The organism is Phocaeicola acetigenes, assembly GCF_027529745.1.
GTDB classification, from domain to species: domain Bacteria; phylum Bacteroidota; class Bacteroidia; order Bacteroidales; family Bacteroidaceae; genus Phocaeicola; species Phocaeicola acetigenes.
In genome coordinates this window covers 135,841-151,296 of the sequence record NZ_JAPZVM010000003.1, presented here as the reverse complement: position 1 = coordinate 151,296, position 15,456 = coordinate 135,841, and the positions used below count along the sequence as shown (strand labels likewise).

At 41.8% G+C, this 15,456-nt stretch carries 15 protein-coding genes and 1 riboswitch; of the genes, 6 read left to right on the top strand and 9 right to left on the bottom strand.

The features are described 5' to 3' along the window. Positions 1-3 precede the first annotated feature (3 nt). The 7 genes from O6P32_RS05195 to rpmH all read right to left on the bottom strand — a co-directional run bounded on the left by O6P32_RS05195 (position 4) and on the right by rpmH (position 7,436). Positions 4-990 carry a D-alanine--D-alanine ligase gene (locus O6P32_RS05195; protein WP_269877186.1) on the bottom strand — a complete coding sequence of 329 codons (987 nt, stop codon included), beginning with the start codon at positions 988-990 and terminating at the stop codon, positions 4-6. Then, entirely contained in the window at positions 987-2,060 is a 1,074-nt protein-coding gene (locus O6P32_RS05190) for an RluA family pseudouridine synthase (RefSeq protein ID WP_269877184.1), read from the bottom strand. The genes O6P32_RS05195 and O6P32_RS05190 overlap by 4 nt, the downstream gene beginning before the upstream one ends. Positions 2,061-2,074: 14 nt before the next feature. Then, entirely contained in the window at positions 2,075-2,722 is a 648-nt protein-coding gene (locus O6P32_RS05185; protein ID WP_269877182.1) for a PASTA domain-containing protein, read from the bottom strand. A 164-nt stretch (positions 2,723-2,886) separates the two neighbouring features. After that, on the bottom strand, positions 2,887-5,445 hold the full coding sequence (locus O6P32_RS05180; RefSeq protein WP_269877181.1) for an outer membrane beta-barrel protein: 2,559 nt from the start codon (positions 5,443-5,445) through the stop codon (positions 2,887-2,889). Positions 5,446-5,532: 87 nt separating this feature from the next. Continuing rightward, complete coding sequence (locus O6P32_RS05175; RefSeq protein ID WP_178267007.1) at positions 5,533-6,552, bottom strand: FecR family protein; 1,020 nt, start codon at positions 6,550-6,552, stop codon at positions 5,533-5,535. A 32-nt stretch (positions 6,553-6,584) separates the two neighbouring features. Beyond that, entirely contained in the window at positions 6,585-7,109 is a 525-nt protein-coding gene (locus tag O6P32_RS05170) for an RNA polymerase sigma-70 factor (RefSeq protein WP_178267006.1), read from the bottom strand. A 165-nt stretch (positions 7,110-7,274) separates the two neighbouring features. Then, on the bottom strand, positions 7,275-7,436 hold the full coding sequence (gene rpmH / locus O6P32_RS05165; RefSeq protein ID WP_022038806.1) for a 50S ribosomal protein L34: 162 nt from the start codon (positions 7,434-7,436) through the stop codon (positions 7,275-7,277). A 193-nt stretch (positions 7,437-7,629) separates the two neighbouring features. Here rpmH and efp point away from each other — a divergent pair, with 193 nt between their 5' ends. From efp to O6P32_RS05135, 6 genes are all read left to right on the top strand, one after another. Then, positions 7,630-8,196 (top strand): elongation factor P, encoded by a 567-nt coding sequence (efp, locus tag O6P32_RS05160; protein WP_178267005.1) that lies wholly within the window; start codon positions 7,630-7,632, stop codon positions 8,194-8,196. Positions 8,197-8,253: 57 nt separating this feature from the next. Beyond that, positions 8,254-8,481, top strand: coding sequence for a hypothetical protein (locus O6P32_RS05155; RefSeq protein ID WP_269877178.1), 228 nt, complete (start codon positions 8,254-8,256; stop codon positions 8,479-8,481). A 48-nt stretch (positions 8,482-8,529) separates the two neighbouring features. Further along, on the top strand, positions 8,530-9,519 hold the full coding sequence (locus O6P32_RS05150; RefSeq protein ID WP_178267003.1) for a glycosyltransferase: 990 nt from the start codon (positions 8,530-8,532) through the stop codon (positions 9,517-9,519). Positions 9,520-9,523: 4 nt separating this feature from the next. Then, positions 9,524-10,213, top strand: a complete 690-nt coding sequence (gene radC / locus O6P32_RS05145) for a RadC family protein (RefSeq protein WP_269877176.1) — start codon at positions 9,524-9,526, stop codon at positions 10,211-10,213. Between the two features lie 161 nt (positions 10,214-10,374). Then, positions 10,375-10,695: a metal-sulfur cluster assembly factor gene (locus O6P32_RS05140; protein ID WP_178267011.1), complete on the top strand. Its 321-nt coding sequence runs from the start codon at positions 10,375-10,377 to the stop codon at positions 10,693-10,695. 53 nt (positions 10,696-10,748) lie between these two features. Then, positions 10,749-11,516: a UDP-2,3-diacylglucosamine diphosphatase gene (locus O6P32_RS05135; RefSeq protein WP_178267001.1), complete on the top strand. Its 768-nt coding sequence runs from the start codon at positions 10,749-10,751 to the stop codon at positions 11,514-11,516. 533 nt (positions 11,517-12,049) lie between these two features. On the opposite strand, the gene nrdG is transcribed toward O6P32_RS05135, so the two are convergent. Together nrdG and O6P32_RS05125 are read right to left on the bottom strand one after the other, a co-directional pair. Beyond that, positions 12,050-12,535 (bottom strand): anaerobic ribonucleoside-triphosphate reductase activating protein, encoded by a 486-nt coding sequence (gene nrdG / locus O6P32_RS05130; RefSeq protein WP_269877175.1) that lies wholly within the window; start codon positions 12,533-12,535, stop codon positions 12,050-12,052. Between the two features lie 7 nt (positions 12,536-12,542). Next, on the bottom strand, positions 12,543-14,933 hold the full coding sequence (locus tag O6P32_RS05125; protein ID WP_269877174.1) for an anaerobic ribonucleoside triphosphate reductase: 2,391 nt from the start codon (positions 14,931-14,933) through the stop codon (positions 12,543-12,545). Between the two features lie 26 nt (positions 14,934-14,959). After that, a riboswitch (cobalamin riboswitch) is annotated at positions 14,960-15,149 on the bottom strand. Positions 15,150-15,456 lie beyond the last annotated feature (307 nt).

Below are 15,456 nucleotides of genomic sequence, written 5' to 3'. Positions count from 1 at the left end.
TTTTTATTTTTCTGCAATAAAATGATCTTCTATAATGTCGGTCATCACTTCCTTGATGTCGAGTCCTGCCGCACGTACCTGCTGCGGAATGAAGCTGGTAGCAGTCATTCCCGGAGTCGTGTTGATTTCCAGCATGTTAATCTTCTCTCCTTCAGTGATGATGTAGTCTACACGTACAATGCCTTTACAACCTAAAATATCGTAGATGGCAGAAGTAAGTTGTTGCACACGTGCAGTCAGTTCCGGACTGAGACGGGCAGGAGTGATTTCAGTTACTTCGCCATTGTATTTGGCATTATAGTCGAAAAAGTCATTCTTTGGAACTACTTCTGTGATAGGAAATACCACCGATTTATTGCGAGTCTTGTAACATCCGTTAGCCAGTTCGATACCGTCCATCAGAGCTTCAATCATCACATCGTCCGATTCTGCAAAGGCTGCCTGTAAAGCCGGCTGAATCTGTTCCTGAGTTTTTACTTTGGTCACACCGAAGCTGGAGCCACTGGCATTGGGTTTGATAAAGCAAGGCAAACCAATCTTTTCAATGACTTCCTCGTCGCTGATACCATGACGTTTGTTGACCAACATGGATTCCGCTACGCGAACACCGAATCCTTTCAGATACTGGTTCAGTGTAAATTTGCTGAAAGTAAGAGCTGAAATCAGTACATCGCAAGTAGAGTAGGGGATACCAATCAGTTCAAAGTAACCCTGCAAGATTCCGTTTTCACCCGGAGTACCATGGATTGTGATGTATGCAAAATCGGGAATGATTTTCTTTCCCTGATCAGTGAAGCTGAAGTCATTCTTGTCGATTGCAGAGCGAGCACCGTCAGGAAGAATTGCTTCCCATTTCTGTTTAGTCAACTCTACAATGTAAAGGTCATATTTATCTTTGTCAATAAAAGAGTAGATACCTTCGGCGCTGCGCATGGATACTCCATGTTCTGAAGAGTCGCCTCCGGCTACAATTGCAATAATACGTTTCATATTGATTCTCTGTTGCTAATATAGGTTCTCCATTTGTCCAATAGGGTAGTCATGTCTTCGGGAAGTTCGGAAGTGAAGAACATTTCCTTTCCGGTGCGTGGATGCACAAATCCCAGTGTCTTGGCATGTAAAGCCTGTCTCGGACAGATATCGAAGCAGTTGTTTACGAATTGTTTATATTTGCTGAAGTGAGTACCTTTCAGAATTTCATGTCCGCCATAGCGTTCATCGTTAAACAGCACATGGCCAATGTGTTTCATATGAACACGAATCTGATGTGTACGTCCGGTCTCGAGTACGCATTTCACTAGTGTGACATACCCCAGTCGCTCCAATACCTGATAATGAGTAACTGCATGTTTACCCTGTGTAGGGTCGGTCATGACAGCCATCTGCATGCGGTCTTTAGGATTACGGCCGATGTTGCCGGTAACGGTACCTTCATCCTGCTCTACAATTCCCCATACCAGTGCGTTATACTCCCGCTTGGTAGTCTTGTTGTAGAACTGAAGGCCTAGGCTCGTTTTTGCATCCGGAGTCTTGGCTACGACCAATAGTCCGGAAGTATCTTTATCGATACGATGTACCAGTCCTACTTGAGGATCGTTAGGATCGTAGGTGGGCACGTTACGCAAATGCCATGCGATGGCATTGACCAATGTACCATGATAGTTACCGCATCCCGGATGAACGACTAAACCTGCAGGCTTGTTGATAACCATCAGGTCGTCGTCTTCATATACAATGTCTAATGGAATGTCTTCGGGAATGATATCATTTTCGTAACGCGGACGATCCATCATCACGGTCAGTACATCCAGCGGCTTTACTTTATAGCTGCTTTTTACAGGCTTGCCGTTGGCCATCACAAAACCATTGTCGGCTGCCGTTTGTATACGGTTGCGCGATGCATTGACAATGCGTTCGAAAAGGTATTTATCGATACGTACGGGAGTCTGACCCTTGTCTACTACCGTACGGAAATGTTCATATAGTTCAGGAGATTCGTTTACTGGTTCTATGTCTTCCAGTGAATCCTCCAATTCATCATCAATATAATCTTCTGCCATGAATCTGATAGATTTTAAAACCATGAGTCGTCTACTTCCGCTTCGTTTTCTGTCGGAATTTTCTGTGTATTCATACCGATAGAGTCAACACGAAGTGAATCTTGCATGGCAGTGCTACCTATGCAAAGGGTGAGCAATGCTTCATGAGGTACGCTTTCTCCCGAACGGAGCTGACGTCCTCTGTATTTGATGCCATATACCCAATCCTGTTCTCCGGGAACGAACTCCGGTTCTGTCAGTTTGAAGCCCATCGCTTTTAGCTTTGCTGCTGCCTGACGCACCGAACTATTGTCGATAAGGTCGGGAAGTTTTACTTTAGGAACTTCAAGTGTATTAATTGTAAGATAAATCGTTCTGTTTTCTTTTACTCTTGCCCCTCCTATAGGAGTCTGGTCGAGTACTATGCCGGCAGGAAGTCCTTTTACAAAGTTGGAGTCAATTACTACAGCTTTCATCTGCTTGCTCTCCAACAGTGCCTTTGCCTGAGCAATGTGTTGGCTTTTTACATCGGGTACGATGTGTGACTGACCATGGTGAGTGTATATATCCAGCCAGGTCAATGTACCCCAAATACAGCCAATCAGTACGACAATCATGGCTATTATGTTCAACCAGAAGAACCGGTTGTTCTTAAATGAGAAAAATTCTTTCAATGTTACCATCTTGATAAACCAATTATTTCTGCAAAGATATAATTTTTTATGTAATTAGCATGAGGTGACTGCTTTATGAACATACTATATTTATCAGGAAGATGAGAACAAAAAGGTTGTCTATCCATGGACAGATTTATACCATTGACAGACAACCTTTATTTATGGAAAAATTACAGACGGTTCTTTTCATCCTGACCGGCACCAGTTCCTTTGTATTTGCTCTTGGTGGCATTGAATTTGTATGAGAACTGAATTCCGATACGTTGCCAGTCCCGATAGATACGATTCCCGTTGTACGAGTCTATTCCATATACATTGAAGTGGTAATAGCCCGTTCGGAGGATATCGTTGGCTATAAGAGCTAAGGTAAGTGAATTGTCTTTTAGCATGGATTTGCTGAGTCGGGCGTTAATTTGTCCTTCTGTATGAGCTACAAAGAATCCCATGCGACCGCCGGTATGTAGATTGGCTTGTAGATTTAGAAACCATCCGTGGGGTAAGTTGAAGCTATTATCCCAGCCAAAAGCAAAGAGAGGTTGTTTGTGATACACTTCAATTCCTAAATTTCGCCCATCGGGAGCGGAAAGCTGGGCTGATGCACTGAACTGTGGTTGCCAAATACCGATTTTAGGGGAGGCTGTAAGATTGAGCGAATAACCATTATAAGTGGCAAGATTCGCGGAAGAGAATAATAATACACCTGGGTGTGTATCATCGTTATAAGGCATGGTGATATTGGCTAAGCTGTTTTTTGCACGAATATATTGGATATTGGCAAATAACCACTTATAGGATGCATTAAGTGACAGAATATTCGTTTGGCTTGGCTCTAATCGAGGATTTCCTGTAGTATAGGAGTATTGTGTCCGATAGCTGATGGTGTTGGTCAGCATCTGGTAAGAAGGATTTCCTCTCAGCATCTTGTAGGCAAGGGCAAAGCTGACATCTTGATGATTCCAGTTTATGGTTGCCGTAGGAATAAGCTCATTATAAGTCGGACTTTGTTCGCTTTGGTATATACCATTGTCATAATAGTCGGTTTTACGATGCTCGTACCGTAAACCAGCCATCGCTTTCCATTTTCCTAACGTAACGGAATAGCCCGTAAATGCGCTTATGGCTTTTTGACGGATAAAGTTATCTGCATCTTCAGAAAATCCGTTTTGGGTGAAAATCGCATTACGTTCTGTTAATGTTCCCTCCGATCCGAGGACAAACTCTCCTTTTCCTAAGGTTACTTTTGCCTGCAGTTTAACCGCATAAAGTTTACTCTCTGAATTGGAGGTACTGCTGATATCCTTACTGTTGCCATCCATTGCATTTTGGTGGTTATTCATTTTACTGTTCAGATAATCGGCATTAAAATCAACAGTCCATTTCCCTATTTCACCTACATAATAAGTGTTGATGGCATGATTGATTCCATTTTTAACTTCAGAGTGCTGTTCAAATTCGGAGTGCTCTGTTTCGTTTCCATTACAGAATGTAGTGGTTTCGCCCCACGATTGTTGATGGATTGTTCCCAAACTGCTGTTAGGAGTATATCTCATACCCAAAGAGTGGTGTTCGTTTATTTCATAATTGAATCCGGTTTCGATTGATAAATTTTTACTTTTGGATGTCTGTGTATCATTGGCTATTGTTGTCCACTGATTTTTACCGTTTGTTTGGATGACAGCTGTGGTCTGGCCGTATGAGTTGTTTTCGTCAATATATCCGTTTACGAAGATGTCCAGCCCTTTTACCCGGTAGTTTAAGGCGATTTGTTGGTTGGCTCTTCCCCATCGTCCCTGGTCGTATCCCAAATTGACGCTACCACTCCATCCTTCTCCACGTTGTTTGATGGTACGGATACGAATAACGGCAGTTACATCTGCATCATATTCAGCTCCTGGGGTGGTAATTACTTCGGCTGAAAGAATTTCCGTGGCACGAAGGCGGTCGAGTTCACTGGAATCGTATACTTTTCTATTGTTGATATAAATTTCAGGACTTCCCCCATTCAATACGGATATGTTTCCGTTTTTGCTGGTAACAAAAGGAAGGTGTGTCAGCATTTCATTGGCTGTACCCATTTGAGCAAGTGATGTTCCGGAAACATTAACCTTTAGTCCGTTGGGTTGTGTCTCTATCAAAGGACGTTGTGCCGTCACCGTAACCCCTTCCAGAATCTGTGTGTCGGGAGAGAGCTGTACTATATTCTTCGTATGCACAGCCTGTATAGCTGTAGTATATCCTATGTAAGAGATTTTCAGCAGATAAGGCTTGTCTGCTTCTCCCGACATTGAAAATGTTCCATCTTCTTGGGTCACACATCCGTTTACGAATGTAGAATCGGGTGTCAATAATAAGACATTGCAATATGGCATGGGCCGATTTCTTTCATCAATTACCGTACCATAAATGGCCGTAGCTTTTCTGTGGGTATGTTGGGGTAAAATAATGATATACTTCTCTCCTTTATGTGTATAAGTAAGAGGCTTGTTTTCTAATATTTTTTCTACGGCTCGGGTAATGTCGTCTTCTTTAATTGATGCGGTCACCCGATAGGACTGTATGTCACTATATGTAAAAAGGATGTGATAACCCGAAATTTTTTCGAGTTTCTTCAGCGCGGTAGATAAGGCTTCATCCTTGAACTCGATGTTGATGCGATTGTTTGTTTGTGCCGATAAGGTTAATTCAATGCTTATGAATATCAGCAAAAGAAAAATAATTTTTGTTCTCATTGTTTTTAGGTATTTGATTTCTTTTGTCTGTAATACGGTTGCTGTCCAGAATCGGGTACCATAAAAACATAAAATTTTTCAGGATATTCAAATTCCTACAATGACCTTATCGTTTTCTATTTGAGCTTTTATCTTTTGCATGCTGTTGAGCAACTCCAATACCTCTTGAAGAGAGCTGCTTCTATCTGCTTGAAAATGTAAACGTTCTGCCATGATTTGTTTGTTGGTGAAAACAATGTCAATGTTATACCATCGGCCTAATTCGCGCATGATTTCTATAAGCTCTGTATTGTCAAAATAGAAACTTCCGGTAGTCCAGGCGCGATATTGGCTGACATTCTCAACTTGACTTTTATGTAATTTTTCATTGGTATGTTCACCTGGTTTCAACAATATGTTGTTATGATGCTTGTCGCTTACCTTGATGCTTCCTTCCAAGAGTGTGACCTGAACATCTTTTTTAGAATAGGCCTTTATGTTAAAAGAAGTCCCCAGAACTTGGGTTTCAATAGCTGTGGTTTTGACAAGGAAGGGGTGCTGGGGATTTTTGCTTACTTCAAAATAAGCTTCTCCTTCCAGATACACTTCACGTTGTGCCTTTCCTTCGAAGGTATCCGGATATTTAAGTGAGCTTTCTGCATTAAGCCATATTCGGGTGCCGTCTGATAATGTCAGCTGTTTGGTCATTCCTCTTGGAATATGTATGGTGTTGATTCCTTTTTCTTTTTCAATTGAAATGACTTGTGCAGTATGACTGGCTTCGAAGACTGTGTAGGATGAAGCTTCGAATGGATGCAACAGGAAGAATAGGGCAATGGAGGCTGCAATTAACAATGCAGCTCCAATTTGTAATATGTGTGTGCTCCTTTTGGAATGTGATAAGACTTGGGAAGAAAGCCGTTTCGATTTGAAGGATTCCCATTCGGCTTCTACATCAGGCGCTATGGAGTGAAGACGTGCAAAAGCTTCACGGCTGTCCAGTAAATCTTGGCAGATTTCTACACACTCCTTATCGCTCAATAAGACATCAAGCTCCTCCTGAGAAAAATTTTCCGGATGTTTTATAGCTTCCAGCGTTTGTAGTATTTTTTTGTCTTTATCTTCCATCTTTATAATTGTTTCTTTGTATTATAATACGTTTAAGAGTTCTTTTGAGGTACCTTTTTAGTGCCAAATTCAGTTCTTAATAATTGTAAAGCTTTCATGATGTGTTTTTTGATGCCATTTACGCTGATACCGAACTCGTCTGCTACCTCCTGATATTTTTTGTTTTCGTAATAACATTTTTTCAAAATGGTTTTAGTCGGATCATTCAAGTCTTCGATGAAACTTTCAATTTTCTGAATTCGTTTTTCTCTTTCTTCGAAAGAAGTATCAATATCCTCTTTTGTTACGGCTTTGTAAAAATCGGCGTATTGTTCTTCTACCTGCAAATGCCTTAAATAATCAATGCATTTGTTCCTCGTCTGAATATAAAGATAAGTGCTTGCCGTTTCCGGTTTCAGATTGTCGAAGTTTGTCCAGGCTTTTTCAAACACATCATTCACTATATCTTTACATGCTTCTGCATCTGGTATAAAGCGGTATGCATAATAATATAGTCGGGTATAATTTTCTTTATACAAACGTTCGAAGTCGTTGATTCTTGAGAGAGGCTTTTGCATTTTGTCAGGCTTTTGTCTTTTGGAGGTTACGTCTTATGCAATGCGGAGGACTTTTTCGACAGGATAAGGTTGCTGGGTTATGGGATGGATGACCGAAGAAAAAGCCGCAAAGAACTTTATATCGTTTCTTTGCGGCTTTACTTAAATCTTATTTCGAAGAAAGGATTAAGCCTTTACTCCGTTGTATTCGTCAGATACAGTTAATTTTTTACGGCCTTTAGCGCGACGTGCAGCCAATACTCGGCGACCATTAGCAGTAGCCATTCTTTCACGGAAACCGTGTTTGTTTTTTCTCTTTCTGTTAGAGGGTTGGTAAGTTCTTTTCATTTTCGTATATACTATTTATGTTATTATTCTATGCGTTCGGGCTGCAAAATTAGTGACTTTTTTTAAATAAACCAAGAGCTAAATCATTTTTAGACAAATCTTTTTGTGTTTTTTCTCGATTTAGATTAATTTTGCACCTGCGTTCGAAATAGAATAATCAGTAATTAGAATATAAATATAAAGATTTAAAGTTATGATTAATGCTCAAGACATTAAAATCGGAACAGCAATCCGTATGGATGGCAAGCTGTATTTCTGTATTGACTTCTTGCATGTAAAACCGGGTAAAGGTAACACTTTCATGCGTACTAAGCTGAAAGATGTGGTAGACGGTTATGTATTGGAACGTCGTTTCAACATCGGTGAAAAACTGGAAGATGTACGTGTAGAACGTCGTCCTTATCAGTATCTGTATAAAGAAGGAGAAGATTATATCTTCATGAATCAGGAAACATTCGAACAGGTACCTATCGCTCACGATTTGATCGAAGGTGTAGATTTCTTGAAAGAAGAAATGGTAGTTGAAGTGGTTTCTGATGCTTCTACTGAAACTATCCTGTTTGCAGAACTTCCTGTTAAAGTTCAGTTGAAGGTTACTTACACTGAACCGGGATTGAAGGGTGATACTGCTACTAACGCTACTAAACCTGCTACTGTAGAAACTGGTGCAACTGTACGTGTTCCTTTGTTCATCAACCAGGATGAAGTAATCGAAGTTGATACTCGTGACGGTTCATACGTAGGTCGTGTAAAAGCCTGAGACTAATAAATAAATGGAGAGCGGCTGTTATCTGCAAAGGTAACAGCCGTTTTTTTTGTGTATGAACAGTTGCATACTTTATTCACCGTCGTTGTCTGTACAGCCGGCGGCATTGGTTATGCAGACAGCGATGTCGGCTGTACAGCCGACGACGTCGGACGAAGCATGAATTCTGTAGTGGGAAGAGATGCAAGGAGTCGTGTGGAGCTTTGTTTTCAAATATGGATGTCGGGAATGTGGACCGCTTCTGCCATCTTTCTTGAAATAAATGCTGACAGAAGATAGGGATAGGAAAGAAAGTTTTTATCTTTGTTTGTATAAATGTAAGATACTATGCGATATTCTGTAATTATTCCCGTGTATAATCGTCCGGATGAAGTGGACGAACTCTTGCAAAGTCTGGTTTCCCAGAGTTTGAAAGATTTTGAAGTGATTGTAGTAGAAGACGGTTCGTCTGTGCCTTGCGAGGATGTGGTAAACAAATATCGGGATAAACTGGATGTGCATTATTACAGTAAACCCAATTCCGGTCCTGGACAGACACGCAATTATGGAGCAGAACGCAGCAAAGGAGAGTTTCTGTTGATACTGGATTCGGACTGTATTTTGCCGGAAGGATATTTGCAGGCAATAGAGGATGAACTTCATAGAGAAGAAGCGGATGCCTTTGGCGGCCCGGACCGTGCGCACGATTCGTTTACCCGTGTGCAGAAAGCCATTAATTATGCCATGACCTCTTTCTTTACTACGGGGGGGATCCGGGGAGGAAAGAAAAAGATGGATAAATTCTATCCGCGCAGCTTCAATATGGGTGTACGTGCAGAAGCATATCGGGCTTTGGGAGGTTTTTCGAACATGCGTTTTGGCGAAGACATCGACTTTAGTATCCGTATCTTCAAAGCCGGTTACCGCTGTCGTCTGTTTCCGGAGGCGTGGGTGTGGCATAAGCGCCGTACCGATTTGAAGAAGTTCTTCAAGCAGGTGCACAATTCGGGTATCGCTCGTATCAATCTGTATAAAAAATATCCGGAATCATTGAAACTGGTACATCTGCTTCCTGCTGTCTTTACGGTAGGAGTCGTCTTTTTGCTGCTTTGCTCACTGCTTTGTGTGTGGAGTCTGCTGCCTTTGGCTTTGTTTGTACTCATCGTGTTTATAGATGCTTCTCTTAGCAATAAAAGTGTTGTAATTGGTATACTTTCTGTCGTAGCTTCATTTATACAGTTGACGGGGTATGGAACAGGCTTCCTGCGTGCATGGTGGAAACGCTGTGTCTTGGGAAAGGATGCCTTTTCTGCCTTCGAGAAGAATTTCTATAAATAACTGTATGAAAGAAAAACTGTCAATCAACCATTGGGCGGAAGAAGACCGTCCGAGGGAGAAAATGATGGCGCATGGGGCGGCTGCACTGAGTAATGCAGAACTTCTTGCTATCTTGATAGGTTCGGGTAATGTGGAAGAATCGGCCGTAGAACTGATGCGGAAAGTACTGAGCGATTACCGGAACAGCCTGAACGAACTGGGAAAATGTACGGTAGAAGACTTGTGCCGGTACAAGGGAATCGGAACAGCGAAAGCCGTTACTATTTTAGCGGCTTCGGAACTGGGCAAGAGGAGAAAGGCGGAGGAACCGGGTGAACGTAAACAGATACGTTGTTCACAGGATATTTATTCGCTTTGCCATCCTTTTATGTGCGATTTGCCGGTGGAGGAATGTTGGGTTTTACTGTTGAACCAGGCTTCTCGGGTAATAGACCGTGTGCGGATAGGGCAGGGAGGACTGGCGTCGACGGTGGTCGATGTGCGTTGTGTATTGCGGGAAGCACTTCTGAAACGGGCTTCTTCGCTGGTACTTTGTCATAATCATCCTTCGGGAAATATTGCTCCCAGCAGGGAGGACGACCGCTTGACGCAATCGTTGTTTCAGGCTGCCCAAACAATGAATATCCGTATGCTCGACCATGTGATAATATCCGACGGGGCTTATTATAGTTATGCCGATGAAGGGAGATTGTAAAAGCAAGCTTTTGCTTTGGTACTGCGCTCGCCTTTCACTATATTTGAAGAATATAGGATGCGGCTTGGCATTACCTTCGTTCAAAAGCAAGCTTTTGCCTTGGTACTGCGCTCGCCTTTCACTATATTTGCAGCTATACATTTTTAAATATTCAACGTATGATGGATAACGAAACAAAACTGAAGATTGAAGAAAAAATTATAGAAATACTGAAGACTGTATACGACCCTGAAATTCCGGTGAATGTATACGATTTGGGATTGATTTATAAAATTGATTTGCAGGACAATGGAGAACTGATTCTGGATATGACGCTGACTGCTCCCAATTGTCCGGCTGCCGATTTCATCATGGAGGATATCCGCCAGAAAGTAGAATCGGTGGAGGGTGTGGTGTCTGCACAGGTCAATCTGGTATTCGAACCGGAATGGGATAAGGATATGATGACCGAAGAGGCAAAACTTGAACTTGGATTTCTGTAATCAAGACAGAATTCTTCCTGAAGAAACAGATGTGGTTATAAAAATCGGATAAAATGAAGAATGTATATTTTCTTTCGGATGCTCATTTAGGTTCCAGGGCTATTCCTCATGGACGTACTCAGGAGCGCCGGCTGGTCAACTTTTTGGATAGTATCAAGCATCAGGCAGCAGCTGTTTATCTGTTGGGTGATATGTTTGACTTCTGGTATGAATTCAAACTGGTGGTTCCTAAAGGTTATACCCGCTTCTTGGGAAAATTGTCGGAACTGACGGATATGGGGGTTGAAGTGCATTTCTTCATTGGAAATCATGACATCTGGTGCGGAGACTATCTGGAGAAGGAGTGTGGGGTAATTATTCACCGCAGACCGCTGACTTGTGAAATTTACGGGAAAGAGTTTTTCCTGGCTCATGGAGACGGATTGGGTGACGGCGACCGGAAGTTTAAGTTGCTGCGGACAATGTTTCATAGTAAGACTTTGCAGAAGATGTTTTCCATGTTGCATCCGAGATGGAGTATAGACTTCGGCTTGGAATGGGCGAAGCATAGCAGAATGAAACGGGAAGGAGGAAGAGAGCCGGAATATATGGGAGAGGATAAGGAAGCTTTGGTGCTCTTTACTAAGGATTACCTGAAGACTCATCCGGATATTAACTATTTTATTTATGGACACCGGCATATCATGCTCGACCTGATGTTAAGTCGTTCTGTACGGATGATGATTCTGGGAGACTGGATTACGGAGTTCTCGTATGCTGTATTCGATGGGGAGAATCTTTTTCTTGAACAATACATTGAGGGAGAAACTACAGTAGGATAATATTGTGGATTATTTTAGTGACGTCGCGCGGAGGTTGTTGGACCTTTATAAGGCCGTGGTGCAGCCTGTGTGCGACGATTCTTTTTTTTTGATACATAGGGATACAAAAAAAGCGAAGTTCTTAAGAACCCGCCGATCTCCTAAAGAACCCCCATTTAAGGGTTCTTTTCATCTCTTCTTCGTTCAGTTGTTGTCTTTGTTATCCTTTTCTCTCTTATACCTTAAGCAATTTTACATCTTAATACCTATATCAACTATTCCTGAAAACAATTACCTTTTTACTAATACCTTAAAAAACTAAACCTTATCAAAATTCTAATACCTTTGAATAAAATTGCTTTTTTACCTTAATCTAATACCTTATTTTACCTTAAACTAAGTAAGTCTAATACCTTTTGTGCTTTTTCTTATTGTTTTAATATCTTATCGGTTTCACAACCACGATGCAAAGGTAAGGCTTCTTTGTTTAAAAACAATGCTTAATAACATGTTTTTGCATGTTTTGTGCGTTTTCATGATTTATATCAATTCTTTTAGAAATGGGAACTTATTTTTCCTGATTTCAGCACTAGAATTCGCTGGTTGCTGCTTCCCCGAAACTCCAGATAAGGAGAATATAATGCTTCCTCAAAACGTCCGTCTACCAGCACGTCGATATAGTGCAGGATGGCTTCTTTTTCGGGGCAGGCAATCAGTTCTTCGTATGTATATCCGGTATAGCACCATACATTCATGCCGGTTTCTTCTTTGATACGGCGAATGAGAGGTAAAAACTCTTGTGGATTATAAAAAGGATCTCCTCCGGAGAAAGTGATTCCATCGAGTAGAGGGTTGGCCTTAATTTCCCGGATGATGGCAGTGAGCTTTTCCTCTGTCAGTGGAAAGCCTGCTGCGGGATTCCACGACGAGGGGTTATGACATCCTTTGCAACGGTGGCTGCATCCGGCAAGATAGATGGAATACCGGATGCCGTCACCGTCGACAATTGTTTCTGGATAAGTGTAAAGATAATGTAGCATATTCGGGTTAACCGTGTTTTACGCGGTCTTTTTCTTCTGCGCGTTTGGCCGAGTTCCAACTGTTCAGGTCTCCGGTCAGATAGCCGGTGATACGGCGCATGCGCATGATGTTTTCACTGTTACAGATTGGACATTTATCGTAAATTACTCCTTTGTATCCGCAGTTGTGACAAGTGTCTACAGGATGATTGATGGAACCATATCCTATACCTTCATCGTGCATTACTTTTACAATCTTAGCAATAGCCTTGATGTTTTTCTGGGCTTCACCGTCCAACTCTACATAGGTGATGTGTCCTCCGCGGGTAAGCGCATGGAACGGTGCTTCGCATTTGATTTTTTCGATAATGCTGATAGGCTCTTTCACATCTACATGGAATGAATTGACATAATAGTCTCTGTCTGTAACTCCTGGGATAAGGCCGTATTTGCGTTTGTCCATGCGTGTGAAGCGTCCGGAAAGTCCTTCGGCTGGAGTAGCAAGTACAGAGTAGTTCAGATGGTATTTTTGTTTGTATTCATCGGCTACTTTATTCATTTCTTCAATTGCTTCGTAAAGCGTTTCCCATGCTTTGCGATTATGACCGTGTCCTTGTCCGTAAAGTGCTACCATTGCATTGTGTCCGCCAATGAAACCAATACCCAGTGTTCCTTGTTTCAAGGTGTCTCCCACTTCGTCGTTCGGGTTCAGACTTCCTCCTCCTTTCCATACATTGTTACTCATCATGAAAGGAAACTGGCGGGCCAGTGCAGTACGTTGGTATTGATACCGGCTATAAAGTTGTTCGGCAATGAGTTCCGACATCTCGTGTACCGACTGAAGGAAGATGTCCTTGGCCAGTTGTTCGATGGCGGTAGGATGCGTGTGTTCGGCCATGTTTTCAGCTTTGATGCGTGCTTCAATGGCCAGTCGGGGTAGGTTCATGGTGGTGAACGAGAGATTGCCTCGTCCCAGTGATGTCTTTTCTCCGTTCAGATTTTCGAATACACGTGTACGGCATCCCATGGTTGCCAGTTCGTAACGATAGCGCTTCGGGTCGTTCTTGTCCCATTTCTCGTGCTGGTTGAAAGGAGTATCCAAGAACATAAAGTTAGGGAACAGTGCCTTGGCTGTGGTACGACATGCTTTTAAGAATAAGTCAAAGTTGGGAGCTTCGAACTGTATTTTTCCTTCAAGTGCTGCATCAAAATCCTGGATAGCCAACTGGTAATCGGCTTCTGAATAAGATACTCCATCTTTTATTTTGAAAATCTGGATAGGGAATACCGGAACTTCTCCTCTTTGTCCCAAACCTTCTACGGTAGCTTTCAGCAGTTCTTCTATCACCATGCGTCCTTCGGCTGATGTATCAGTTCCGTAGTTGATAGAACTGAATACAACTTGGTTTCCTCCTCGCGAGTGCATGGTGTTCAAGTTATGGATGAATCCCTCCATGGCCTGATGGGTTTCTTTTCTGGTTTGAGCATATGCTTTATGCAGAATATGTTCAAGTTCTTCAGCATTGATTGTAATTGCAGATGCCTGTAATGCTTTTACTAACCCCTTTTTCATTTCGGAGTTAGGTTCAATGGAGATCAGATATTGATGTATGGCTTCGGAGAGACTTTCTTCTTTTACGGTTGTTTCTCCTTTTACTTCCAGATAGAAGGACAGAATGGATGTGACTGCTTTCTGATAGCTTTTCAATACTCCCTTTGCCATAAAGAAGTCGAAAGCAGGGATAGCTTGTCCTCCGTGCTGTTCGTTCTGATTGGTCTGGAAAATGATTGTAGCCAGTGTTGCATAGCTCTGGATTGATTGAGGAGTACGGATGCTGCCGTTTTTGGTGTGGAATCCCCTTTCGAACAAATCATCAAGGTCGTACTGGATGCAAGTTGTTGTTTTGGTAGGATAATAGTCCAAATCGTGGATGTGGATATCTCCCAACTGATGTGCTTCTGCATACTTTTTAGGAAGAAGATACTTATAAGTATAATCTTTGGTGATTTCCGAAGCAAATGTCATCATCTGCCCAGCCGGAGTATGGCTTGACATATTGGCATTGCTCAGGTTGACATCATTTTTATCGATGGCGACAATGCCGTCCATGATATGCTTGATTTGCGTTTTTCTTTCGCGCTCGGTGTTTCGCCATTGACGATAGATGATGTACTTTTTTGCCACTTCTGGTTGTACTTTCATTAGCTCAGTCTCGACGATGTCTTGTATATCCTCTACTCCAATGGTAGGTTGGTTGATTTGGAGGATAACGCGCTGGGTAATCTCTTCTATTAAGGTACGGTGGTCGTTGAGGCCTGTGGCTTCGAATGCTTTGCCTATGGCATTAGAGATTTTTACTGCCGAAAAGTCTTCCCGCTTTCCGTCTCGTTTGATAATGCAGATTTCTTTTGTGTTCATAACAGCTTTTTGAAAAAGTAATGGATATAAATGGCTTTTTCATGGCAGGTCTTCTGACTGATTCCTCCCCAAAGGCGACCTTCCCGCAAGTGTATTGCAGTGGCTGTATATGATACTTGGCCTTGGTTCTTTGGAAATCACAGCAGCGGGTACTGTTACCGATTTTCACGATATTCCCTTTTGAAACGCTTGTGTTACCATTAAAAGCTGTACAAAGATAGAAAAAGAGTTTTGCTTGATAAAATAGACTATCTCTTGGTTGTCTAAATTGGGAAATAAAATTCCAGTAAAAACGTTCTTAGAATGTGTTTGAATGGGGTAAATGGATAACTGTAATTTAAAATGGTTTTTCTTTTTAGAAATTCTTCCGTTATTTCTTGTAATATTCCTTCTTTTATATAATAGCCTTTTGGAAACATTTTTGGAAGAATTAAAGACCAAAAAGATGAGATGATTTGTAGTTGTGTATGCAGTAATCTTAAAGTTGAAAACGGTGTACTGCATACACATTATAATAAGTCTG

Bases quoted from the DNA above. Each gene is read 5' to 3' on its own strand.
- O6P32_RS05195 (WP_269877186.1), bottom strand. From the start codon at position 990: ATGAAACGTATTATTGCAATTGTAGCCGGAGGCGACTCTTCAGAACAT.
- radC (WP_269877176.1), top strand. From the start codon at position 9,524: ATGAAAGAAAAACTGTCAATCAACCATTGGGCGGAAGAAGACCGTCCG.
- O6P32_RS05135 (WP_178267001.1), top strand. From the start codon at position 10,749: ATGAAGAATGTATATTTTCTTTCGGATGCTCATTTAGGTTCCAGGGCT.
- O6P32_RS05180 (WP_269877181.1), bottom strand. From the start codon at position 5,445: ATGAGAACAAAAATTATTTTTCTTTTGCTGATATTCATAAGCATTGAA.
- O6P32_RS05125 (WP_269877174.1), bottom strand. From the start codon at position 14,933: ATGAACACAAAAGAAATCTGCATTATCAAACGAGACGGAAAGCGGGAA.
- nrdG (WP_269877175.1), bottom strand. From the start codon at position 12,535: ATGCTACATTATCTTTACACTTATCCAGAAACAATTGTCGACGGTGAC.
- O6P32_RS05150 (WP_178267003.1), top strand. From the start codon at position 8,530: ATGCGATATTCTGTAATTATTCCCGTGTATAATCGTCCGGATGAAGTG.
- O6P32_RS05170 (WP_178267006.1), bottom strand. From the start codon at position 7,109: ATGCAAAAGCCTCTCTCAAGAATCAACGACTTCGAACGTTTGTATAAA.
- O6P32_RS05140 (WP_178267011.1), top strand. From the start codon at position 10,375: ATGGATAACGAAACAAAACTGAAGATTGAAGAAAAAATTATAGAAATA.
- O6P32_RS05185 (WP_269877182.1), bottom strand. From the start codon at position 2,722: ATGGTAACATTGAAAGAATTTTTCTCATTTAAGAACAACCGGTTCTTC.
- efp (WP_178267005.1), top strand. From the start codon at position 7,630: ATGATTAATGCTCAAGACATTAAAATCGGAACAGCAATCCGTATGGAT.
- rpmH (WP_022038806.1), bottom strand. From the start codon at position 7,436: ATGAAAAGAACTTACCAACCCTCTAACAGAAAGAGAAAAAACAAACAC.
- O6P32_RS05175 (WP_178267007.1), bottom strand. From the start codon at position 6,552: ATGGAAGATAAAGACAAAAAAATACTACAAACGCTGGAAGCTATAAAA.
- O6P32_RS05190 (WP_269877184.1), bottom strand. From the start codon at position 2,060: ATGGCAGAAGATTATATTGATGATGAATTGGAGGATTCACTGGAAGAC.